At 58.2% G+C, this 16,199-nt stretch carries 16 protein-coding genes and 1 pseudogene; 7 read left to right on the forward strand and 10 right to left on the reverse strand.

What is annotated here, in order from left to right:
* Positions 1-81: 81 nt before the first annotated feature.
* The 5 genes from RX328_RS17915 to RX328_RS17935 form a co-directional block, all read right to left on the reverse strand.
* Entirely contained in the window at positions 82-288 is a 207-nt protein-coding gene (locus RX328_RS17915; protein ID WP_213256019.1) for a hypothetical protein, read from the reverse strand.
* A 142-nt stretch (positions 289-430) separates the two neighbouring features.
* Positions 431-781, reverse strand: a complete 351-nt coding sequence (locus RX328_RS17920; RefSeq protein ID WP_213256017.1) for a hypothetical protein — start codon at positions 779-781, stop codon at positions 431-433.
* A 1,506-nt stretch (positions 782-2,287) separates the two neighbouring features.
* Complete coding sequence (locus RX328_RS17925) at positions 2,288-2,464, reverse strand: hypothetical protein (protein ID WP_213256015.1); 177 nt, start codon at positions 2,462-2,464, stop codon at positions 2,288-2,290.
* A gap of 595 nt (positions 2,465-3,059) precedes the next feature.
* The gene (locus RX328_RS17930) at positions 3,060-3,494 is read right to left on the reverse strand and encodes a hypothetical protein (RefSeq protein ID WP_213256013.1); all 435 of its coding nucleotides are present in this window, start codon (positions 3,492-3,494) and stop codon (positions 3,060-3,062) included.
* Positions 3,495-3,558: 64 nt separating this feature from the next.
* Positions 3,559-3,762, reverse strand: coding sequence for a hypothetical protein (locus tag RX328_RS17935; RefSeq protein WP_213256011.1), 204 nt, complete (start codon positions 3,760-3,762; stop codon positions 3,559-3,561).
* 1,766 nt (positions 3,763-5,528) lie between these two features.
* On the opposite strand from RX328_RS17935, the gene RX328_RS17940 reads away from it, so the two are divergent.
* From RX328_RS17940 to RX328_RS17970, 7 genes are all read left to right on the forward strand, one after another.
* Positions 5,529-6,875, forward strand: a complete 1,347-nt coding sequence (locus RX328_RS17940; RefSeq protein ID WP_213256009.1) for an ABC transporter substrate-binding protein — start codon at positions 5,529-5,531, stop codon at positions 6,873-6,875.
* Positions 6,876-6,954: 79 nt separating this feature from the next.
* Positions 6,955-7,851: a branched-chain amino acid ABC transporter permease gene (locus RX328_RS17945; RefSeq protein ID WP_213256007.1), complete on the forward strand. Its 897-nt coding sequence runs from the start codon at positions 6,955-6,957 to the stop codon at positions 7,849-7,851.
* A gap of 1 nt (position 7,852) precedes the next feature.
* Complete coding sequence (locus RX328_RS17950) at positions 7,853-8,806, forward strand: branched-chain amino acid ABC transporter permease (protein WP_213256005.1); 954 nt, start codon at positions 7,853-7,855, stop codon at positions 8,804-8,806.
* Positions 8,803-9,606, forward strand: coding sequence for an ABC transporter ATP-binding protein (locus RX328_RS17955; protein ID WP_213256003.1), 804 nt, complete (start codon positions 8,803-8,805; stop codon positions 9,604-9,606). The genes RX328_RS17950 and RX328_RS17955 overlap by 4 nt, the downstream gene beginning before the upstream one ends.
* Positions 9,599-10,240 carry an ABC transporter ATP-binding protein gene (locus tag RX328_RS17960; protein WP_213256001.1) on the forward strand — a complete coding sequence of 214 codons (642 nt, stop codon included), beginning with the start codon at positions 9,599-9,601 and terminating at the stop codon, positions 10,238-10,240. The genes RX328_RS17955 and RX328_RS17960 overlap by 8 nt, the downstream gene beginning before the upstream one ends.
* Before the next feature lie 515 nt (positions 10,241-10,755).
* Complete coding sequence (locus RX328_RS17965) at positions 10,756-11,301, forward strand: recombinase family protein (protein ID WP_213255999.1); 546 nt, start codon at positions 10,756-10,758, stop codon at positions 11,299-11,301.
* A gap of 336 nt (positions 11,302-11,637) precedes the next feature.
* Entirely contained in the window at positions 11,638-12,072 is a 435-nt protein-coding gene (locus RX328_RS17970; protein ID WP_213255997.1) for a hypothetical protein, read from the forward strand.
* Between the two features lie 437 nt (positions 12,073-12,509).
* Here the strand turns inward: RX328_RS17970 and RX328_RS17975 are convergent.
* The 5 genes and pseudogenes from RX328_RS17975 to RX328_RS17995 all read right to left on the reverse strand — a co-directional run.
* Positions 12,510-12,596, reverse strand: a pseudogene (locus tag RX328_RS17975) (response regulator); the annotation flags it as partial.
* Positions 12,597-12,598: 2 nt separating this feature from the next.
* The gene (locus RX328_RS17980) at positions 12,599-12,790 is read right to left on the reverse strand and encodes a PepSY domain-containing protein (protein WP_213255995.1); all 192 of its coding nucleotides are present in this window, start codon (positions 12,788-12,790) and stop codon (positions 12,599-12,601) included.
* A gap of 155 nt (positions 12,791-12,945) precedes the next feature.
* Positions 12,946-13,284: a hypothetical protein gene (locus RX328_RS17985; protein ID WP_249727151.1), complete on the reverse strand. Its 339-nt coding sequence runs from the start codon at positions 13,282-13,284 to the stop codon at positions 12,946-12,948.
* Between the two features lie 69 nt (positions 13,285-13,353).
* Positions 13,354-13,575 carry a hypothetical protein gene (locus RX328_RS17990; RefSeq protein ID WP_213255993.1) on the reverse strand — a complete coding sequence of 74 codons (222 nt, stop codon included), beginning with the start codon at positions 13,573-13,575 and terminating at the stop codon, positions 13,354-13,356.
* A 1,968-nt stretch (positions 13,576-15,543) separates the two neighbouring features.
* Positions 15,544-15,771, reverse strand: a complete 228-nt coding sequence (locus RX328_RS17995) for a hypothetical protein (RefSeq protein WP_249727149.1) — start codon at positions 15,769-15,771, stop codon at positions 15,544-15,546.
* Positions 15,772-16,199: the final 428 nt, after the last annotated feature.

Here is a 16,199-nt window from a genome sequence, read left to right on the forward strand (position 1 = left end):
TACAAACGTAATTCAGAGCAGCCGAATATTGGCGCTCTGGATCGGTTGGCTGGTTATCCGCTCTTAGGCCGCTAAACCATGCTAGAATTTGATCGGCGGTTTCCGGTCGAACGATAGAACCTCATTGGACCTTGTCGGTCCATACCGCCTGCCGATAGCGCCCGTGATGTGCACGTCCCATCCTGTTTTGTGAAGGCTGTTCGCTTTGGCCACGATCAAGGTTGGGCTGATGCCGTGTGTTTCAATCCATTCGCCGTCCTTCGATGCATGGATCGTAAATAATTCCATCTTTCCTCAATCAATGTCTCGCAAAAGATTCAAAGCTCGCTCACGCGCATTTTCCCTTTGCCTTTACCCGTTCTGATGCCCTTGTCGTAGTCGATGACCTTGCACCGCTGTCATATTTCGGAATCTTTATGTTTCTGACTGCTCAAGCAGATTGTCGTTGCTCAGCGTGGCCATGCTTAGGTGTTGTTCTAACTGCAGCTGTTGGATTCGCCGCCTGGCGATGCTCGAGCGCATCCCTCAAAATTGCAGTTACCTTGCGGTCCATAAGCTCAAGGCGGTTGGCAACGGCGTTGCTTTGAAGACGAAGCTCTAGCAGTTCGTCCCCTATGAGCCTCTTAGCGGTTACCACCACGATGATAGACAACACGTAGCAGATAAAGGCTACGGCTATAACACAACTGATGATTGGTCGAGTTTCGGGAAATACGTTCCAAACGAGAAGACCTAGAACTGCGGCCACGATCCAGCCAACGACCTTGAATAATGTCTCCATTTCCAGTGCTCCCACCGAAAAGCTGTGTAATTCGCTGAGGTCGTCAAGCTCACGCGACCAAGACAATTCAAAAATGCTTCACATGCCGCTGCCGGCAGAATCAAATCCGTACTTACTGTCTCGAAATTTAGCGGCTCCAACAGAGAGGTCCACCATCCTAACCGGGCGGACGAGGGAAACTGCAATTTTTAATGGGGCGCTCATGCCTCCACGCCCGATCCGAACCAGCAAGACCGCCGCCTAATCGCGGTCGGCAATAGATCGATCAGTCGATTTCTCCAGCCGTCTGTCTCCAGCTACTAAGCTGAGGTGGTCTATGAGTTCGCCCGTTGGCTTGTAGATTTTTGGCCTCGGAGGTCGTACGGCCTCTTGCCGGATCGGTCATAAATTTTGCTTGCCCGGATGTCAGCGACGTAATGTTCTGTCGAACATTTTTCCGTCCATCTCAGCTTGTGCCTCAAAAGCAAGCCGAGGGATCTGACGCTTCCGCCCCGGCTCTAATCCGAGCCACGAAGAGATGCACTCGCCTCGTGTGAGTGTGCAGTGTATGCGGCCCCGTCGAACATAAACGCTGGTTTGTCTTTCCTGCTAAGGCAGGGATGACTTGATGTTGTTTTGGTCCATTTGCCACGCGTGAGCTCAACCCTGTGAAGGTTCGGGCCCGCTGCAGATAATTGCTCCAGCCAAGCGCAATACTCTCATTCAAATTGCGGAGGGGAGCCGCAGGGGAGCGAACACATAGAGATCGACTTCGGCTTTGGTAAGGTCGCCACGGTTAGTCGAATCGAAATGTATCCAGGCGTCCTTCCCTACGCCGGAATTTTGGAATGTCCTGTTTTCCTTCTAGAGAGGTCTTCCCAATGTCCGCTCTTCCCTTAACACCGGGCATTGCTGCATCTGCTTACGACGTCCGAAAAGTGCCCAACAGGAGACATTCGCGAAATGAAAGAGGCCGCCAACTGACGCGGCCTTAGTGGATGGCACCCAATTCCTTGATTGCGAGAGCCGGCTCGACGCTCTTGTGAGCGCCGGGTCAATCTTCTAGTCCGGCACTGCCAGTCGCAACGGCGGACCCTGCGGACCGAACCGTCGTCGCGCTCGATGTGCGGCATCCACCGCGATATCCGCGATCATATCCGTAGGCGCGATAAGCGGGTCGATCGTAGTCTCGGTAGTAACGCGGCTGCGGGCCCACTCTCACGCCACCGAGCGGAGTATCAACGGCAACTTGAGCTGACGCGGGTGCAATGGAGATCGGCGTGGCGATAGCGAAACCAGCAACCGCCAGTACACCAGCCAGTAACAGAGTCCTCATCGAGTTTCCTCCTGAGTTATTGCATTGCTTTCCAACATCCCAGGTAGGGCAAGGTATTCCTGCGCGAAATTCATCCAAACGGCGGGCGGGCGCCAGCCAGGGTTAACCATTACAAAGCGAACTTTATTTTTTTGTTCCAAAGTAGAAAATGGCTAATCCTCATGACCTTTTGGGTTAAATCGTCCTTACTCTTAGCTGGCTTTTGGCGCGTTCATGGCCCGCTCAACGTCGTCCGCCAGTTGGCCCAGATGCTTGGCTAGCCGGTCGAACATTTCGCGTTTAGCCCCATCCGTTGCAAGGTCGCGGATCATCGCCGCTTCGGCGGCATCGGTCCGGAGCTTCTCCAGAGAGGCTTGATAGTCCTTCACTTGCGATCCCCGGTCTTACTTCTTCTGATCGGAAGCCCAATCTTCCATTGCCTTGGGCGGCTGTAGTCCGGGAGATCGAAGCCAATCGTTGTGTGATGCTGTTTCGGCCTGTCGGGCGCGCCGCAAAAGCAATTCCCTGGCAGTGCTTCCCGGAGGTTGCTTTTCAGCGCCACCTTTAAATTTTGATCGCCTCTTCCGCGAGCCGCTCTTCAAAGGTCGCCGTGTGTTTGACGCGCTTACGCTGTTTAGCCATGGAGTCCCTCCCAATCGCGCCCATTGTTAATTGCATACCACTTCTTCCCACTCCGTCCGTCCGGTAGCCGACGAAAATCAAATTGGGCCACTAGCCATAGGCCACTGAGGTCGGAAACAGGCCAGTACTCAGCCCCGCATTGGGGACAGATTGGCAATTCCAGAACCTTTCCTGAACTCAGCGGATGCTAGCCAAATGTCCATTCCTGACGTCGCGACTAGACCCTCCCACGTCAAGTCGATAATTCCGAGAGACATCGCGGGCGGCGTCCCTGCCGCCTCGGGTACAGATGGACCCGTCAACGCGGGTGGGAAGAAAAGTTTTCGTCCGGGGCGGGTCGAACTAGCGCCGTCGCGCCGCGTCCCTGTCGCCCTTCCACGCCGAGAACGCCTTGAACGCTTCCAGCCTGACCTCCTCGCTTGGCGCGGCGTCGGGATGCAGCGCCTTCGCGATCAGACTGCTTGCCTTGAAGGTCAGGCCGCCCCCGTTTGCGATCTCGTTGTTGTACCAGTCCCACATTTGACGAAGTTGGGATTGCAGCTCCTTGTTCTTCTCCTTGAGGCAGGCAATTTCGCTGATCGCCTTGGTCTGGGCAGACTTGGCGGCACTCTCCCGGCGAGCAAGCGCCATCTCTAGGTCGAGAACGCGCTGGCGCAACAGGTCGTTCTCGGCCTGTGCTAGTGCCAGCTCCGCCTTGTTGGTTGCGGCACGCAATGTCTCGATCCCCGCGTCCCGCTTGGTGCGCCAGTGCGCCTGCCGTTCTGCATTTCTTATCATGATGAAAGCCACCGGGTCACTCGATTGCACCACAGCGTGTCGGGGGTGCGCGTGGGGGCCGCGCTCAACTTGAACGATTGCCTTCCTGCTCAACCATCAGCATCCGCTCGATGCGGTTGGCTTGCTCTTTCGTCAGATCAACCGCCAGACGGGTCCCAATCATTGCCGGCGCCCTACGTTGCCGATCGTAAATGGCGCCTTGGCGAACCAAAAATCTGGATGGAGGAGATGCCGTGTCGCGCTCCTTCATACCCCGCGTATTGATCATCGGACCATCACCTCACTCCTTCGATCAGCGTCCTCAAGCCGGGCGCATCGTTCCCCCTTAGGAGCAAAACGCCAAGCATTGCCAAGTAGTGTGGCAATTCGCAATCGGGACGGGCGTTCATATTACTGACGAACGAGGCGACTGCGTCTTTAAGATCGCCTCGGCCGAGATAATCGAAGGCCCGTTGCTTGCACCGCTCGAGATATCTATCGCGCGGCATGTCAGTTATCAGGGAACGTTCGATTTTCGCCTCCCCAACCGATGACCGTTTCCAATCCAGCAATGCAGGCTGGACGGAACGGACTTGGCCTGTCTGTTCGAAAAGAAACAAACAGACCCTCTTTTAGTCGCAGTGTGGGAATTGGGGCACAGAGGCGCGCATTGCGAGCGCGCCCCTGGGGGTCACTTTCGGAAGTTGGGCCTCGTGACAGAGATATCCGCTCCACCCTTGATAGTGTTGCAAAAGACCCAAAAGGACGCGCGGCTATTTTTCCGCCAAAGAACGAAATAAGCGACAATCGCCGGTCAGATGCAGCCTCAGCCCCGTTGTCGGAATCGCCTGTGAGTTTGGCGCCCGACAGCGTGGTCCCCACGTTACTATTCGATCGTCGGGCCTATGGCTCTAAGAATTTGAGTCGCATGCCGCAAAAAGACTTTGCAACACTATCCCCTTAGAAGCGGACATCGTCAGGGGACAACGGCAGGTCCGAAAAGGGCCATCAACGGAAGTCACCGAAGAAGCTTCGATTCTATGAGGTTAGATCGCACTCGAATATCCGGGCCGTAGGTGATAAGCGGCGCTCGGGTGCGGAAATAGCACGCAAGCGCGCGGGCGTGCTGAACACGCGTTCATGAACCTAACAACGGGTTTCCGCGTTTTCTTCCACAGGGCAACAAAAAAGGAATCAAACAGGGAGCAACGTCCATGCGTAAAGCGATCTTGGGTGCGGCAAGTGCACTAGCTCTTGCCTCGCCGGGCTTCTGGGTCATGGGCGTTAAAGCCCGTGCGAATGATTGGGACCCGATCCGCGGATTACATCAGGGCCAGCGGTCATGGTGCCGCGCAAACAGGCCGGACACATGACTTGCACCCGACCGCGCGCCGAACGTCAGATTCTTCTTGCAACGCGGGCGTCGTCCACACATGACCCAACCCAACTCGGACATAGAGAGGGGCAGCGCCAGTCCGTGAACAACCTTCCCGCACCTGGATCATGAGGCTGCTGGCGAAGAAGCCGGCCAAGCTCGTCGCCGTTGCCGTTGCAACAAGATGGCGCGCATCGCCTGGGCGATCATGGCCAAGGGAGGATACTATCGAGCGCCGGAGCTTGCTGCAGCTGCATCATCTCGCAAACTGAATCGGCTGCATCCTAGCGGCTTGGATCATGGCTTTCCTGACTGCTTCAGGGCAAGCCGTTATCCCGGTGAAATACTCGTCGAGGTGATTGTTCTCCTGGACTCAACTACGCAAACTAAGTGGACGGGACCGCAAGTCGCTCTTTAATTGCGCTCTCGCACGCCCGCACGATTTGAGAACTGAACCGCGGGTAGTAACGAAAGAAAGCATAGCTGAGCACTAGCGTCCGCCGAAACTTCATGTCGCGATTCTTGCCGGAGCTTCTTTGCTGCCTGAAATGGCAGGGTTGTTCTGCCCCCTGGAAGCGCGGCGCGGCATTGTGGCCGTATTGGCTTGTCCCGCAATCGCGCATAGACTTTCACCACAACAGCCGCATCGGCTGAAAAAAGCATTCTCGGGGAGGTTTCGTATGCACAGGATGAACGAAAGCGCATGGTTGGTGCGCAAATTGTCGGCGGCGGTGTTGTTTGCAGCCTTGCCGATCGCGATGCCGATCGCGATGCCGATCGCGGCCGTCGCCCAGACCGCTCCGGCGGTCCCGCCGGTCAAGCTCGGGCTTGTGACTTTCCTGACCGGACCGGCCGCCGGCCCCTTCGGCATTCCCGGCCGCAACTCCGCTGAAATCATGATTGAAATGCTCAACGCCGGCAAAGTGCCCGCACCTTATGCGACCGCTGGTCTCGCCGGTGCACCGATTGTGCCGAAGTTCGTCGACGAGGCCGGCTCGACAGCCAACCAGGTTACTGAATTCCGCAACCTTGTTCAACGCGACGGCGTGAATGCCATCGTCGGATACGTCTCGTCCGGCAACTGCCTGGCGGTGGCTCCGGTTGCCGAAGAGTTGAAGGCGCTGACGGTGTTCTTCGACTGCGGAACGCCCCGAATCTTCGAGGAGAAGCCGCTCAAATACGTGTTCCGTGCAACGCCGCACGCCACCATGGATAACGTTGGAGCCGCTCGCTACGTCCTGAAGAAATTCCCTGAACTGGCTTCATTTTCGGGCATCAACCAGAACTACGCATGGGGGCAGGACAGTTGGCGTGATTTCGTCGCCGCCATGAAGGCGCTTGCGCCCAAGGCGACGGTCGACAAGGAGCTGTTGCCGAAGTTGTTCGCGGGCGAATTCGGCGCGGAAATCTCGGCGCTGCTGACCGCCAATTCCAAGGTGGTGCATTCGAGCTTCTGGAACGGCGATCTCGAGAGCTTCATTGTTCAGAACGGAGCCCGTGGTCTGCCGGCAAGGTCCACTATGGTCTATACAGCGGGCGAGACGGCCATGTTCCGCCTCGGCGCCAAGATCCCGGATGGTACTATCATTGGAGCCCGCGGCCCGCACGGGGTAATGGCGCCCGACACGCCGTTGAACAAGTGGTTCCGCCAGGTCTACGAGGATCGCTTCGCGACGGCGCCGACCTATCCGGCCTATCACATGGCGCAGTCGATCCTCGGGCTCAAGTCCGCGTGGGAGAAGGCGGCGGCGGCCAAGGGCGGTCAGCAACCCGCGATCGACGACGTGGTGAAGGCGTTCGAGGGTATCGAGTTTGAAGGACCGAGCGCCAAGATCCGCATGGCGATCGGCAATGGTCACCAGGGGATCGCTGATATCGCCTATGGCAGCTTCCGTTTTAACAAGGCGGAAGGCAAAGCGGAAATCGTCGACATCGTCCGCTATCCCGCCGAGTGCGTGAATCCCCCGGCCAACATGACCTCGACGGCGTGGCTCGAGGCCGGCATGCCCGGCGCCAAATGCAACTAAGCGACGCCACATTGCCAGCCGGAGCTCCCGGCTGCACGTCACAGCTGCTGCGTCTTCACGACGTAAGGGACGGCATCAGGTGATTACAGTGATCGCCATCGTCACCGATGGCCTGGTTTATGCCGCCTGGCTGTTTGTCGTCGCCATCGGCCTGACCTTGATTTTCGGCGTCATGAAGATTCTAAATGTGGCCCACGGCGCGTTCTACGCCTTTGGCGCCTATGCGGCGGCGACTGCAATCGGTCTCTATTTCGACCGGGGCTGGCCCGTGGTCGGCGGCTACCTGGCAGTTGCCACGGCGGCGATCGCGATCGGCTTGGTAATGGGTTACATCCTGGAGCGGGTCTTTCTCCGCCGCGTCTATGGCAAGGACGAAGTCGTCGTTGTTCTCATCACCTACGCACTGTTTCTGATCCTGGAAGACGTGCTGATATTGATCTGGGGCACCGACGGCAGATCGGCGTATCAGCCCTATGTCGAGGCCGGCAGCTTCATCGTCGGCGGCTTGCCTTTGTCGGTTTACGATATCGGTCTGGTCGGGTTTGCGGGCTTGCTGGCGATCGCGGCCTCCTACACTATCAAGAAGACGACCTTTGGACGGCTGTTGACCGCCGTGATCTATGATCGCGAAACCGCCGCCGCGTTTGGCGTCGATGTGTCCCAGATCTATACGGTGACCTTTCTGGTAGGCGCGGTGCTCGGTGCACTCGGCGGCGCATTGACCGCTCCCAAGATATCGGTGACCCCGGGCCTCGGGGTCGAAGTCATCGTGCTGGCCTTCGCGGTGGTGGCGATCGGCGGAATGGGCTCGATGGAGGGCGCGCTGGTCGGTGCTCTGATCGTCGGATTATTCCGCGCTGGAGCCGTGCATCTGATACCGCAACTTGAATTGTTCTCGATCTACGCGGTGATGGCACTGGTTCTCGTGTTCCGCCCGCAGGGCCTGTTCAGTCGCGCTCAACCGAGAAAAATCTGATATGACCGGACTTCGCATTTTCCTGGGCGCGGCGATCCTCGGCGGATTGGGGGCGGCAGCGCCGTTCACGCCGCTCTGGCTGATCTCGCTGGTGACCCTTGCGATGTCCACCGGGCTCGTGGTCTGCGGCCTCATCATCCTGTGGCGCGGCGGCCTGGTGCCGTTCGGCCAGGCCCTGTTCTTCGCGACGGGTGCCTACACGGTTGCCCTGGCGGGGCGCTGGTTCGGGGTGACGGACGCGTTCCTGCTGACTGCCCTGGCCGTGATCATGGCGGCGCTGGTGGCATTCGTCGTCGGTTTCCTGCTCGCACAGTATCGCGAGATCTTTTTCGCCATGCTCAGTCTCGCGCTATCGATGATCCTGTACGGCGTGCTGGTAAAGTCCGAGACGCTTGGGTCGACCGACGGCATCAATGTCGCGCAGGCCAGCTTTCTCGGCATGAAGCCGCGCGGTCCCGGCTACACCTTCGCGCTGTTCTGGCTGGCACTTGGCATGGTGTTTTCAGCCTGGCTTGGCGTCTCGGCGTATCTGGGTTCGGTGGCCGGCCAGCTTGCCGGCGCCATCCGCGACAATGAAATTCGCGTCGAATATCTCGGCATTTCCGTGACCCGGCTGGTGCATTTGAAGTTGACCATTTCGGCGGCCCTGGCGGGCGCCGGCGGCGCGTTGGCGGCGCTGTCGATCAGCCATGTCGATCCGCAGATGGCCTATTGGACCACGTCGGGCGGATTTGTATTCGTGACCATCCTGGCGGGTGCCGCATCGGTTCCGGCGGCGTTCTTGGGCGCGCTGCTGTTCGAGATCGTCCGCACCATTGCGGTCGCATTGCTGCCCGGTGGCTGGCAGTTGATCCTCGGATCGGTGCTGCTGCTGACGATCCTGTTCGTGCCCGAAGGGCTCGGTTCCCTGATGATTCGCAAACGCCCCACCATTTCCGATAAAGGTGTGGCATGAGCGCGCTGCTTTCCGTCAAGGGCCTCGAAAAGACCTTCGGTCAGGTCGTTGCCGCCCGCGATATCAATGTCGACGTGCCGCGGGGACAAACCCTCGGCATCATCGGCGCTAACGGCGCCGGCAAGACCACTTTCGTCAACATGATCACCGGCCATCTGACGCCGTCCAGGGGCACCATCCAGTTCGAGGGCGGGGACATCACCGGGCTGCCGTCGCGCAAGATCATGCGGCTGGGAATTGCGCGTTCCTTTCAGGTGGCACAGGTTTTTCCGACCTTCAGCGTGTTCGAAAACCTGTGCGCGGCAAGCGCCATTGCCCATTCCGGGAGTTCCGTGGTCAGCGCGGCGCTGTCGCGGTTTGTCGCCGCCGAGACCACCGCCAATGCCGAAGCCGCGCTTGCCCAGTTCCAGATCGCCCAGTTTCGCGACGCGCTCGCTTCGACGCTGCCCCAAGGCGTGCGCAAGCTGCTCGACATTGCCATGGCGACAGCGGGCAATCCGCGTGTGCTGCTGCTCGATGAGCCGACCAGCGGGATCAGCCTGGAGGAGAAGTTTGGCCTGATGGATGTCATCATGGGTGCATTGCAGGCGCGCGGCACCACGATCCTGTTCGTCGAGCACGACATGGAGATCGTGCAGCGGTTCGCCGACCGCGTACTGGCCTTCTACGACGGCACCGTGATCGCGGATGGGTCGCCGGCGCAGGCGCTCGGCGACGAACGCGTGCGCGAGTTCATCACAGGAACGCTGATCCGGTCGAAGGACGGCAAACTCAACGCCAGCAGAGCGTCCCATGCTTGAGGTTTCCGCGCTACACGTCTCGATTGGCGCCATCGAGATCATCCGCGACGCACAAGTGTCGCTCGGCGAGCAGCAGTTCTCCGGCCTGATCGGGCGCAATGGCGCAGGCAAGACAACCCTGATGCGGGCATTGATGGGAGCACTGCCGGCGCGGGGCATCATGACCCTGGACGGCCTCGATCTGCTGGCGGAACCGGCGCACCGCCGGGCGGCGCTCGGGCTCGGTTACATGCCGGAAGATCGCCGTCTCGTGCCGGAATTGGCGGTTGAGGAAAACATCCTGCTGCCCGCTTTGGCGACCGGCTCGACAGATGCGCGAGAACGTCTTGAGCGCATCTATGCGCTGATGCCCGAGGTTGCAAACTTCCGGCGCCGCCGCGCCCCCGAACTCTCCGGCGGACAGCAGAAAATGGTCGCTCTCGCCCGCGCATTGATGGCCGGGCGCCGTTTGCTCGTCCTGGACGAGCCGTTCGAGGGCCTGGCGCCCGCGCTGGCGCGCCGCCTCGGCGAGGTTCTCTCAAACCTCAAGAGCGAGGGGGTATCGGTCTTGATGTCGGAATCGAACGAGACTCATGTCATCGATCTTCTCGATCGCACCTTCCGCATCGAGCGCGGCGCGGTCGTCGCGGGCTGACGAAGCGGACACGGGCCGGGCCGGACCCTGGTCGAACGCGACGCCAGAACCGCTTGTCGTTGCTCCAGACATCAGGGCATCCAACGACCCGCCTAGAAACAACGTGGAGGGGGTCTAGCCGAGATTGGCGGGCACTCCGTGCAAGGTGTCGCCATCGAGTCCAGCACGTCCGTGATCGCGGCGACAGCTCATCATCCGGAGAGACGCCCAACGGAGAATTCTGACCGGCGGCGGCGAGGGCGCAGTCGCGGGTATGCGGATCTGCTCAGCCTTGCATCCAGCCCTGCTCCTCGCACTCGTGGATGGCGTCCGTATCCTGAAGCACCGAGATTGCCCATTCCTGGACGCTCGGATCACCTGTCGCCGTTCGTTCATCATCGGCATCGGGAAACCCTGCCCAGGACGGACCCTCAGGCCCTTCTGTGCGAAAATAATGATTTATGCACAGATTGGTTGACCCTTATAAAATTGCGGCTTTATGTCGTGCATATTATACGTGCGAAATGGAGGATGATATGGCGGTTTACGGATACGCGCGAGTGAGCACGGGTGGGCAATCTTTGGGAGCGCAAATAGCCGAGCTCAAAGCCGCCAAATGCGAGAAGATTTTTCAGGAAAAAATCAGCGGCGCACGTTCCGATCGCAAGCAGCTGGCTCGGCTCATTGCGGTCCTGGCAAAGGGGGACGTGCTGGTTGTCACCCGGCTCGATCGTTTGGCCCGGTCCACCCGCGATCTCCTCAATCTACTAGGAACGATTGCTGAAAAGGAAGCCGGCTTCAAATCGCTTAGGGACACTTGGGCCGATACCACGACAGCTCATGGGCGCCTGATGCTAACCGTTTTGGGCGGCCTTGCTGAGTTTGAACGCGAGCTGATCCGCACCAGGACCGGGGAGGGACGCGAACGTGCGAAAGCTAGGGGAGTTATTCTCGGCCGAAAGCCCAAATTGACAGCTCACCAGCGCCGGGAAGCAATTGCGCGCCGTGAGGCGGGGGAGGTGCTGACCGAGATTGCGCGATCGTACAATGTAAGCCACAGCACGATCAGCCGGCTCGTCTGAAGGCGCTGTGGATATTGCATTTGGTCGTGGCTACGATCTTTCTCGATTAATCAACCGGTCTTGCAGTTCGGTTCGGGCGATTGGCGCAATATCGGCGCGCTCGTGACCCGCGATTATCTGCTTTACATCCAGGAGCAGACGTCATCGACTTAGCCGCTCATCTGAAAAGTGCCAACAGCGGCATGTGTTGGTCGGGGAGGGATATCAGTTGTACAGGCTAACAACCATGATTTAATGTTATCGCGCACGACACGGCAACCAAGATACCCAAGCGGACTGTGCAACGATCGCCATCAATGCCAGAGAGTTTGGGTAGGCGAAAATACCGGCACCACGATGTCCTCTAGCGCCAACACCAGTATCGCCAAGAAAGCTCGCACAAAGGCTGAGGCGGATTTTGCCACTTGGCTCATGATGGCCAAGCTCGGTGGTTTCGATGACCTTCCGTCAAACGCACAGAGCTTTCTGACTGATTATCGAGCCCGACTTGAGACGATGAGCGAGGACGAGTCCACGGCCCTAGCCGTTCGCGAGGTTTACAGCGCTTATTACAGCGAAATGGGAGGTGTGGGCGCGGCTCCGGAACCAAAAGCTCGCATATCAACGACAAAGGGCAAAATCGTGCGGGTCCAGAGACGGCTTAAACCTCAGGCCGGTCTATCGGCTGAGCGCCATTGGATGAGCCCAATGATCCGAACATTCCGCCCGGCACTGCTGATCTTGGCGATCATGGTGGCTCTGATTGTCACATATAGATTTCTAATGCTGTAACCCGAACGGCCGCGGATTGTGTGCGGGAATGAAGTGCTGTCGCAGGAAACTGAAGTAACCTGAAGCAGTCAATGCGGTTCTCGGACGTTGCAGCTCAATTGCTTGTGCCTTCGTGCGCGTTGCCTCGGCGCGATTTCGCCAGTAGCTCTGGTCTTTGGTCGGGTCAAGCATACCAATGCAACTTCGAGCGCCTCTTTCATATACAGCGGTTTCGAGCAGGTCACGATTTGTGAGTAATTAAAGTAAGCACCTGCGTATGGAAGTCAGCGCAGCTCGGTCGGCGGCGGATCGTGGCAAAACGCCTGACAAATTGCCGGCGCAGCTCAAGGTCCGAACCGGTCACGGAGGCAGAACGCATAACTCGGCGCTCGGGTTGACCTTATAGCAAATTTAGAGCCGTAGGAGTACGGGCCGCGCTCAACAATCTAGACGTGACGCTAAGGTGGCGGTGTGCCGACGTTGAGAAGCTGGGAAACAGCGGTGACCAGCTGCGCCGGCGCGAAGGGCTTTTGCAGCAGGATGCTGGTTAGCGCCGCTCTTGCATTTTGCCGCTGCTGTCGACGACGACGGACACTTCCTTGCCGTTTTTCGTCGCCTTGACTGACGTACCTTCGGCGGTGGATTTGATATCTCGAATTTGCGAATAGCCTGCGGCTTGAAGCTTGGCTATAAGCTCCTGCTCGGTCAGGGCGAGGGCAGGCGATAAGGCATCAACCATCACAAGACAACAAAGGACCGCTTAAAAGACTGCTCGGGCCGACATGATCTGTGCTCCCCATGCTGGTGCGAACCACAAACGCCTATTCGAGACAGCGCTTTCGCCCTCAGCGCCACGTGGTGCCGCGCGGCCGGCCGTTTCGGGCATGTAGGCAATTATCCAGTGTTAGGTACCCAGTCTAAATCCTCGTCGCTCTTCTTCTCTTCGTCAGGAGAACACGGTTTGATCGTCAGTCCACTCACAAGCGTCGGCTTTCCGTTGGCATCGATCTCGAGCAAGCCAGCCTCATCCGCCTTCTTGATGGCTTCCTCTTTGGTCGGGAACGCCCGGCTCACTTTGCTTTCGTCTTCAAAGAGCGCGTACGGCATCTCGTTTTCTCGACGAAGTGACCTCATAACCCCACGCACGCCGGTCAGTTCCCCGTCTAGCTCGCGGCAGACCTGTTCAAGCGCGAGGTCCATGTTGGCTTGGGTACGATCGCCGGATTCGCTCATGATGTGCCCTCCAGCCTGACCATTTCCTTCCACGAGCTTATACGACAGGCCACCAACTGAGGCGGCCCTTTACCGGATTTCCAGTTCTTTGATCGCCAGGGCCGAAATATGTGCGGGGTCTTTGACACCGGTCTGCGCGACCTTGATGATCTTCGTCGCGATCATTTCCGTCAGGGGATCGTCGCGATCCTTGACGCAGAGTATCCGCAATGCGCGGTCGTAAGCTTCCATTATGCGGCTAACCTCTTTCGGCCCCATCGTGTGGGTTTGTAGATGTAGAAAGATAGCCATTTTTCACCCTCCCAAGCCCGTGCAGGTGACAAAGGACATCACTAGCATGGGACTTCACGGCGGGAAATCGGCGTCGCAACCCGTTCTGCTGAGCGCGCCGTCGATAAGGCGATCAAGATGAAGACTGAGGAAGCCTCGAGCGAAGCAGTTGCGGCCGCCAATGAGGGCGAGTTGCCAAAGAAACGGCCCTGGGGGCTTTGGGGTCAACCGCTGGGGCCGTCCTTTGCTTGTGCCGGGCATGCCCTCCGCAAACCGTCCCGGCACGCACCCCACCAGTCAAACCCTTTTTCGCCCGGAGTCTGTCTGAAATCCGACAGACGGGGAACCCGTAACCGCTACAGCATCCTAAGTGCCTTGGGGCCCTGGGGGAAGCGCGTGTCCAACTCGGAACGCGGGTCCGTTTGCCGATCTGCCGAGCAAAATGGGCCATCGCTCCCGTATTCATACGGGAGCGATGAAGCGAAACTGAAATAGAGCTGAGGTACGGTATCCACAGCACCGAGGGCGGCGATTTCAACACGGCAGAATTATTTTAGTCGGTGGGCCGCAGAGCAATCTGCGGCCATTTTGCTTTCAGTGCAGCGCCAGCGCAGCGGCACACGACACGAGTAGCAGGGCTATCCCGGAGGCGGTGAGGGCGAGGGAGGCGTGGTCCATGCCCGCGACCGGCTCGCACATTAGCGATTGGTTGCGGTCGCTTGGCTTGAGAGCGCCGCAGTAGGGGGTGGTCGAGTGACGCCGTTGGAGCGCAAAGACATGCCATGCCATGGCTTCTAGTGGGATCATAGTCGCCAGCGCCGTTTCCCGATCGGCTTTAGCCGAAGTAAGGCCGCCTCAGTTGGGCGCCTCCTTCATATCGAATCGACGCTCCATCAGGCGGGGCCCTACTTTTTCAGCAGAAGTCCCATTGCTCTTGCCATTCGCTTCAACGATCCCACGTAACGGCCTAGCTTTGCCGATATCTGAGGCGTGCGGGTGCCATGACGCGCTAACTTCTCCAATTGCCGCTTCTCCGCTTCCGTCCAGGATTTTGGTTTCATGGGTACGGGTGGCTTCATCGCAGCGCATCAATTCGGTGGGTTAAATAGCTTAATGGCCAATTCAATGCTTGGAACTCGTAATGGGGCTCGGCCATTGAAACTCCATGCCCAAGCAGATTGCAATTACCTTTTGGTCCTTAGTCGCTGCCTGCATATTCGCCTTCGGCGTCGCGGCGCTAATGATCGCTCATTAAAAAGGGCCGCCGATCTGAACCGACGACCCGTGCAGTGAGGAGATAAGAAGTAACCGCAGAGCGGTTGAATGGTTGCAAGCAGGCCACCTCGGCGTCTTTTCTTAGACGCTGACGATCGTATGTCTCTCCTGTTGGGACATCGCGTCATTTCGCCACGCTGCGGAATTTGGTCGCTATCGGGGCAAAGCGGGCTCTGACGAGCCATCCGCAATCTGGAAACGCGCTCACGCATAAGCGAGTGGGCTCCGGTCTCCCGGCCTGCAGCGCCAGAGCCAGCTTCCCGAAATGAGAAGCCCTGAGAGCCTGCCTAAGATCGCGAATCTATGTTGGCTCGTTTTCGTTTGGCAAGAGAAGCCGCTAGATGATTTCCACGCCAGGATCGTTATCTGGCACGACGAAATCCGGGTTTGCAGGTGACGGTGAAATGCCGCGCTCAATGATGCCAGTGACTACCAGCCACTCGTTTGCATTGCCGCTTGCAATGATTACAGGGCGTCTTGGTCGGGAAGCGCCTGCAGTCGAACTATGAGCTCTTTGACGGTCATCGCGATTTCCCCTGACGACAGGCCGTGCAGCCAGTCGAAAGAAATCGTCGCCTTGATCTTCACCGTATCGAGAAGAGACCGTCGTCCACCAAGTCAATTGTTAGCGTGCAAGCTCGGCTTGTAGATTTCCCTGTTGCCCGCCAAGCGGCTCCGGCGTAACCGGAAAGATCGAGGAGATCAGCCTTTCCATCACTGATTGATCTTCTGCGAGGCGCCTTTCAATGAACTGGCGCTCGAGGTCTGAAAGTTCAGTTTTAAGCAACCTATTATAGCGGTCAATATTGTTGCGGTACGCGCGCAATGGGCAAATTTCTCATCAATCATCGTCGTCAATCCTTTGACGGCCGCCATTAATGCATTTGCTGAAGGGGAGCGCCCCAAAAAGTCGAACGTTAAACCCAGTTTGACGGTTGCCAAGCGGACTTGCGCTGGGCCCTCACTGACGCAGCCAACGCAGATTAGGATCGATGGTCCAACTCCTCGGGCGTTGCGGCTGTACGACGAAACCATTTTCTAAGGCCACGAAGCCATTCCGCAACCAAGACCTGATATCAAGGCCTTCAATCAGAGGGGCGCGATCATGTGGAAACTGTACAGCTTACTTTACGGCGAGTATTGCCGGTCATTCTTAGCTGAAATCCGCAGGTATCGCCTGGCATGACCGAACCCGACTTAGAGATTGTGGAGCGTCGTTCCCATCGGCGAAGCCAACGCGGCGGCGGCAAGCACGATCTGGAAAAGTATCGATATGTATTCGCGCTCAACGATTAGATACCAGCTGAGTTGGATGGTGGATGCAGGTCGCATTCGCCGCACATCGCGCCGTATGCCGATCGGTGGTGAGG

The organism is Bradyrhizobium sp. sBnM-33, assembly GCF_032917945.1.
Lineage (GTDB): Bacteria > Pseudomonadota > Alphaproteobacteria > Rhizobiales > Xanthobacteraceae > Bradyrhizobium.